General features: G+C 49.4%; 3 protein-coding genes. All 3 read left to right on the top strand.

Features of this window, described 5'->3' with window-relative positions; all coding sequences use genetic code 11:
- Nucleotides 1–119 precede the first annotated feature (119 nt).
- The 3 genes from HMPREF2872_RS00335 (at nt 120) to ileS (ending at nt 4,486) form a co-directional block, all read left to right on the top strand.
- Nucleotides 120–509 carry a hypothetical protein gene (locus HMPREF2872_RS00335; protein WP_070630381.1) on the top strand — a complete coding sequence of 130 codons (390 nt, stop codon included), beginning with the start codon at nt 120–122 and terminating at the stop codon, nt 507–509.
- 122 nt (nt 510–631) lie between these two features.
- On the top strand, nt 632–1,558 hold the full coding sequence (gene ribF / locus HMPREF2872_RS00330) for a bifunctional riboflavin kinase/FAD synthetase (protein ID WP_070630379.1): 927 nt from the start codon (nt 632–634) through the stop codon (nt 1,556–1,558).
- 138 nt (nt 1,559–1,696) lie between these two features.
- A complete protein-coding gene (gene ileS / locus HMPREF2872_RS00325; RefSeq protein WP_070630378.1) occupies nt 1,697–4,486 on the top strand; it encodes an isoleucine--tRNA ligase in 2,790 nt (929 codons plus the stop codon).
- The last annotated feature ends 367 nt before the right edge of the window (nt 4,487–4,853 follow it).

The raw sequence follows: 4,853 nt of genomic DNA, 5'->3' as shown, positions 1-4,853 counted from the left end.
AAATACTGTAAACAACTCTACTAATTTCTACATATAAAGTGTCCCCAAGTCGCCACACTTGCTCATTGCAAGATGAGGGCGTACATTAATAGCCATACATGAGTATAAGGAAACATCTGATGAATCCTATTCGCCTGACCTTATTGATTGGTGCTGCTGCATTGCTTGCCGCCTGCGCCACCACGCCTGAGCAAAAAGCCGCACGTGCCCAAGCGCAGAAACGCTATGAGCAGGATCTTCAAGTCAATCTTGCCGCCCAATGCGACCAAGAGACTGCCGCTCTGATCCGCCGCAAATTTGACGAAGAAGGCAAACCCGGTACCGCAACTGCGGAACAAAAAGCCTTCCGCCTCAAATATATCGATAAAGTTTCCGATCCGATGTTCCAAGCCTGCTACAAAATGGCATGGCAAAACTATATTTCCCAAGAACAGCTGCGCGAAGCCCGCTACTATCGCTATTACGACGATTGGGGCTATCCGTTTGGCCGTTATCCTTGGTGGTGGTAAGGTATTAACAAACTTTAGGGCCGTCTGAAAGCATATATTTATTGGTTTCAGACGGCCTAAGGTTTATTGAAACGGCAATAACGTTTACAATAGCCGCCTATTCAAACACAATACCACCACCCATGAACATCTGGCTTGGACAGCGACACGCGCCCAAATTTCCGCAAGGAGCCGCCGTAACCATCGGCAACTTCGACGGCGTACACCTCGGGCATAAACACATTCTACAAAAACTCAAACGAGAGGCAGACCAGCGCGGTCTGCCTGTTGTCGTTGTTGTTTTTGAGCCTCAGCCCAAAGAATTTTTTGCGCGTAAAGCCGGGAAAAAGCTGCCTTATCGCATCAGCCCGCTACGTACCAAATTGCGCCTTTTGCGTGAAACCAGTTGTGTAGATGCCGTTTGGGTCTTACGTTTTAACCAAGCTTTCTCCAATATGAGTGCACAAGCGTTTATCGACCAGTTTTTGCGCCAAACGCTCAATACGCGTTATCTGCTGATTGGCGACGATTTCCGTTTCGGTGCCGGCCGTGAAGGCTGTTTTGAACTCTTGGCTCAACAGCCTGATATGCAAACCGAGCGCACGCCGTCCGTTATCGTTGAAGACATCCGCACCAGCAGTACCGCCGTCCGCCAAGCCCTTTCAGACGGCAAGTTGGAATACGCCAAAAAACTGTTGGGCCATGATTACGTGTTAAGCGGCAAGGTCAAACATGGGCAAAAACTCGGCCGCACCATCAACGCGCCTACCGCCAATGTCCAGCTTCCTCCGTATCATTATGCACTAAGTGGAGTATTTGTCGTTGAGGCAGACGGCACATTCGGCACGCGCCGAGGCGTTGCCAGCTTTGGTTTTAACCCCACTGTCAGCAACAACCGCTCGCAAAAGCTGGAAGTCCATCTGTTCGATTTCAACGGCGATTTGTACGGCCAGCGTATCTTCGTCCGCTTTCTGCACAAACTGCGTGACGAGAAAAAATTTGAGAGTATCGAAGCATTGAAAACCCAAATTTTGCAAGATATAGAAGATGCGAAGGTTTGGGAAGCATAGAAACGCTTCTAGAAGCTTATAAAATCAAGACAATTGGGCTACAATAAGTCCTTTGAATTTTTTCAGACGGCCTGTTCCTTTTAAAATGAGCAATCAGGCCGTCTGAAACCGAAATACCGCAACAATAGAGATTAAAAAATGACCGATTACAGTAAAACCGTAAACCTGCTCGAGAGCCCGTTTCCAATGCGCGGCAATCTTGCCAAGCGCGAGCCTGCATGGCTGAAAAGCTGGTACGAGCAAAAACGCTACCAAAAACTGCGCGAAATCGCCAAAGGCCGTCCGAAATTCATTCTGCACGACGGTCCTCCGTATGCCAACGGCGACATCCACATCGGTCATGCCGTCAATAAAATTCTCAAAGACATCATTATCCGCAGCAAAACCCAAGCCGGTTTTGACGCGCCTTACGTACCGGGTTGGGACTGCCACGGTTTGCCTATCGAAGTGATGGTAGAAAAACTGCACGGCAAAGACATGCCTAAAGCCCGTTTCCGCGAATTGTGCCGCGAATACGCCGCCGAACAGATTGCCCGTCAGAAAAAAGACTTTATCCGCTTGGGCGTGTTGGGCGATTGGGATAACCCCTATCTGACCATGGATTTCAAAACCGAGGCGGATACTGTGCGTATGCTCGGCGAAATCTACAAATCCGGCTATCTCTACCGCGGCGCGAAACCGGTTCAATTCTGTTTGGACTGTGGCTCTTCATTGGCCGAAGCTGAAGTGGAATATAAAGACAAAGTATCGCCTGCGATTGATGTTGCCTATCCGTTTAAAGACAATGCCGCGCTTGCCGCCGCATTCGGTTTGGCAAGTATCGAAGGCAAAGCGTTTGCCGTTATCTGGACAACTACGCCTTGGACTTTGCCTGCGAGCCAAGCCGTTTCAGCTGGCGCAGACGTGGTGTATCAACTGATTGATACGCCTAAAGGCAAATTGGTGTTGGCCAAAGATTTGGCAGAAGACGCGCTCAAACGTTACGGTTTTTCAGACGGCATTGCTATTCTTGCCGAAACCACCGGCGACAAGCTGGAAAACCTGCACATGAATCATCCGTTCCTCGAGCGTGATATTCCCATGCTCAACGGCGACCACGTTACCACCGACGCCGGTACCGGCTTGGTTCATACTGCGCCTGCGCATGGTCTGGAAGACTACGCTGTCTGCAATAAATACGGCATCGAGCTTTACAACCCCGTCAACGCCGAAGGCAAATACATCAGCGAAACGCCGCGCGTTGCCGGTATGAGCGTTTGGGAAGCCAATCCCGTTATCCTGCAATGGTTGGAAGAAACCGGCAACCTCTTGGCAAGCAGCAAAATCGAACACAGCTACGCACACTGCTGGCGTCACAAAACGCCGTTGATTTACCGTGCGACCGGCCAATGGTTTGTCGGTATGGATAAAGCAGGTGACGACGGTAAAACCTTGCGCGATAAAGCCATCAAAGCCGTTGATGACACTGAATTTTTCCCATCATGGGGTCGCGCGCGTTTGGAAGCCATGATTGAAGGCCGTCCTGACTGGGTGGTTTCACGCCAACGCTATTGGGGCACGCCGATGACTTTCTTTGTTCACAAAGAAACCGGTGAACTGCATCCAAACTCTGCCGAGTTGTTGGAAAAAGTTGCTCAAAAAATCGAAGGAAAAGGCATCGAAGCATGGTTCTCTCTTGATAAGAGCGAACTCTTGAGTGCGGAAGATTGCGAAAATTACGACAAACTTTCCGATACCATGGACGTATGGTTCGACTCCGGCTCGACCCATTACTCCGTCTTGAAACAACGCGAAGAATTGGAATGGCCGGCTGACTTGTACCTCGAAGGCAGCGACCAACACCGCGGCTGGTTCCAATCATCTATGTTGACCGGTTGCGCCTCATCCATGGGTCGCGCACCATACAAACAGCTTCTGACCCACGGTTTCGTGGTTGACCAAAACGGCCGCAAAATGTCGAAATCCATTGGCAACGTTGTCGCACCGCAAGAAGTTTACAACGAATTCGGCGCGGACATCCTGCGCCTGTGGGCGGCATCCACCGATTACAGCGGCGAATTGGCGATTTCCAAAGAAATCCTCAAACGCGTAACCGAAAGTTACCGCCGTATCCGCAACACCTTGAGCTTCCTGTTTGCCAACCTCAGCGACTTCAATCCTATTGAAGATGCGGTACAACAGGCAGATATGGTGGAAATCGACCGCTACGCTGTGGTATTGGCACGTCAGCTGCAAGAGCGTCTGGCAGGCGATTACTATCCGCGCTATGCCTTCCATTTTGCTGTAAAAGACATTGTTTCTTTCTGTTCGGAAGACTTGGGCGCGTTCTACCTCGATATCTTGAAAGACCGCCTCTACACCACCCAAGCAGACAGCCATGCACGCCGCAGCGCGCAAACTGCCCTGTATCACATCACGCGCAGTTTGGTTCTGCTGATTGCACCGATTTTGTGCTTCACCGGCGAAGAAGCGTGGGACATCATCGGCGGCGGCGAAGAAGACAGCGTCCTCTTCCACACTTGGCACGAGTTCCCGCCCATCAACGAAAAAGCCGAAGCCGAACTGGTGAAAAAATGGACGGCAGTCCGCGAAGCACGCGAAGCAGTAACTGCCGCCATCGAGCCTTTGCGTACGGATAAAACCGTCGGCTCTTCATTGCAAGCCGAAGCCGAAATTACGGCTCCGGAAGAAATTGCCGATTATCTGAACACTTTGGGCGAAGAATTGCGTTTTGCTTTGCTGGTGTCTAAAGCAGAAGTGAAAGTAGGTGATGAACTTGCTGTAACCGCTAAAGCCAGCGATGGTGAAAAATGCGAACGCTGCTGGCACTACACCCACGATGTGGGCGCAGTTGCAGGCCATGAAACCATCTGTAAACGTTGTGCCGACAACGTTGACGGTAAAGGAGAAGACAGACATTACGCTTAATTGTTTGGTCTAAGATAAAGGCCGTCTGAAAACTTTGAAAATAGATTTTCAGACGGCCTTTGTTTATTGAATCTGTTTCGTATAGCGAATAGATTTTGAAGGGTAATTGGGATTTGTAGTTTTGATCAATAGAGATAGTCAGTATGTGCATAGTGGATTTGACGCATATTGAAAAATATATTCTCGTAGAAAGTACTTTTCAAAGGGTCTTACTTATCCATGGAGTATGGACGTATTTTGAACCTTTAAATAGCCTCATATTTACGTTTTTATCCTTAAAAGGAAACTATATTCCTTATTCGTTTTATCCAATATAAAAGGCCGTCTGAAACAAGTGAACTGCACCCCAAAAGTTGGACATCCCCCC

This window comes from Neisseria sp. HMSC069H12 (genome assembly GCF_001812735.1).
GTDB classification, from domain to species: Bacteria; Pseudomonadota; Gammaproteobacteria; order Burkholderiales; family Neisseriaceae; genus Neisseria; species Neisseria subflava.
This window is presented reverse-complemented; position numbering and strand designations above follow the sequence as displayed.

Bases quoted from the DNA above. Each gene is read 5' to 3' on its own strand.
- ribF (WP_070630379.1), top strand. From the start codon at position 632: ATGAACATCTGGCTTGGACAGCGACACGCGCCCAAATTTCCGCAAGGA.
- ileS (WP_070630378.1), top strand. From the start codon at position 1,697: ATGACCGATTACAGTAAAACCGTAAACCTGCTCGAGAGCCCGTTTCCA.
- HMPREF2872_RS00335 (WP_070630381.1), top strand. From the start codon at position 120: ATGAATCCTATTCGCCTGACCTTATTGATTGGTGCTGCTGCATTGCTT.